Genomic DNA, 1720 nt, shown 5'->3' with positions numbered 1-1720 from the left:
CCTATCCACGATTCATTTACTGTTTGATGAGAGGATGTGGAGGGCCGTCATCGTCTCTCGCGTTATTGATGTGCGTCGTTATTGATGTGCGTCACCAATAGGTAAGACAGTGCGTTGCAGATGACCATTGATCACCTCTGCCATCGCTAGATAGATAGCACTGGCTCCGCAGATGATCCCCTCAATGCCAGCCAGGTGCAGTACCGTAGCATTTGCGGTCAGATTGCCATAGGCCAGCAGGAAAAACAGGACTGTTAGGCTGGCAAAAACAAACTGTAGTGCTCGGTTCGCATGTAGCGTGCCGAAAAACATGAACAGTGTGAATATTCCCCATAGGCCCAAGTAAAGTGCGAATGATAGCGGTGTCACGGCACTGGCCAGCCCCATCTTTGGTAATAGGAGTAATGCGACCAGAGTTAGCCAGAATGCGCCATAGGAGGTGAAGGCGGTGAGACCGAAAGTATTACCTTGACGGTACTCAAGCAGCCCAGCCAGGATCTGTGCCAGCCCACCGAAAAAGATCCCCATCGCCAGGATCATGGCATCCAGTGGGAACAGCCCCGCATTGTGCATATTTAGCAGTACTGTAGTCATTCCGAAGCCCATCAACCCAAGAGGGGCTGGATTGGCCAGTTGATTATTCAGCATATCGATTCCTTTATTCGGGATTCGGGGTCACAGGCGGCTCGCGAGCCGCCAAGCGTGGAGTTAGCGTGGCTGCATGGCGTGTTTCTCTTCCAGTAAGCGTTCGACAACACCGGGATCGGCCAGCGTAGAGGTATCTCCCAGGTTGCTGACATCGCCGCTGGCAATCTTGCGCAGGATGCGGCGCATGATTTTGCCGGAACGCGTTTTGGGTAGGGCATCGGTCCAGTGCAGGATATCGGGGGTGGCGATGGGGCCGATTTCTTTACGCACCCAGTCACGCACCTCGGTATACAGTGCCGGCGTCGGCTCTTCCCCAACATTGAGGGTGATGTAGGCATAGATCGCTTGCCCTTTGATGTTATGCGGGATGCCAACGACGGCCGCTTCGGCGATCTTGGGATGGGCGACTAACGCGGATTCGATCTCGGCGGTACCTAGACGATGGCCGGAGACGTTTAACACGTCATCGACACGCCCCGTGATCCAATAGTAACCATCCTCATCGCGACGGGCTCCATCACCGCTGAAGTACATCCCTTTAAATGTGGAAAAATAAGTCTGTTCGAAGCGCTCATGGGCGCCGAACAGGGTACGCGCTTGCCCAGGCCAAGAGTCTAGGATCACCAGGTTGCCTTCGCAGGCGCCTTGCAGGATCGCTCCACTGTTATCGACCAGTGCTGGTTGTACGCCAAAGAACGGCAGCGTGGCGGAGCCTGCCTTGAGTAACGTGGCGCCGGGGAGCGGGGTGATCATGAAACCGCCGGTTTCGGTCTGCCACCAGGTATCCATGATCGGGCAATGACTATTGCCGATGGTGTGGTAGTACCATTCCCAGGCTTCTGGGTTGATCGGCTCTCCTACGGAACCGAGAAGCCGCAACGAACTGCGCTGGGTACCAGCGACGGCTCGCTCGCCCTCGGCCATTAGTGCGCGGATGGCGGTGGGCGCGGTATACAGAATATTGACCTGGTGTTTATCCACGATCTGGCTGAGCCGGTTAATACTGGGATAGTTAGGCACGCCTTCGAACATCAAGGTGATGGCACCGTTGGCGAGTGGGCCGTACAGTAAG

General features: G+C 55.6%; 2 protein-coding genes. Both read right to left on the bottom strand.

Annotation, left to right across the window (positions count from 1 at the left end):
• Positions 1 to 78: 78 nt before the first annotated feature.
• Entirely contained in the window at positions 79 to 648 is a 570-nt protein-coding gene (gene satP, locus EHO01S_RS14860; RefSeq protein ID WP_024524710.1) for an acetate uptake transporter, read from the bottom strand.
• Between the two features lie 60 nt (positions 649 to 708).
• Positions 709 to 1720, bottom strand: a 1012-nt coding sequence (locus tag EHO01S_RS14855) for an AMP-binding enzyme (RefSeq protein WP_024524709.1), incomplete at its 5' end; no start/stop codon positions are given.

Origin of the sequence: Edwardsiella hoshinae NBRC 105699 = ATCC 33379, from assembly GCF_000474215.1 — a bacterium.
Lineage (GTDB): Bacteria > Pseudomonadota > Gammaproteobacteria > Enterobacterales > Enterobacteriaceae > Edwardsiella > Edwardsiella hoshinae.
Note: the sequence above shows the minus strand (reverse complement) of the source record. Positions and strands in the feature narration are given on the sequence as shown.

Excerpts from the sequence above, each read along its gene's own strand:
- satP (WP_024524710.1), bottom strand. The coding sequence starts at position 648 with ATGCTGAATAATCAACTGGCCAATCCAGCCCCTCTTGGGTTGATGGGC.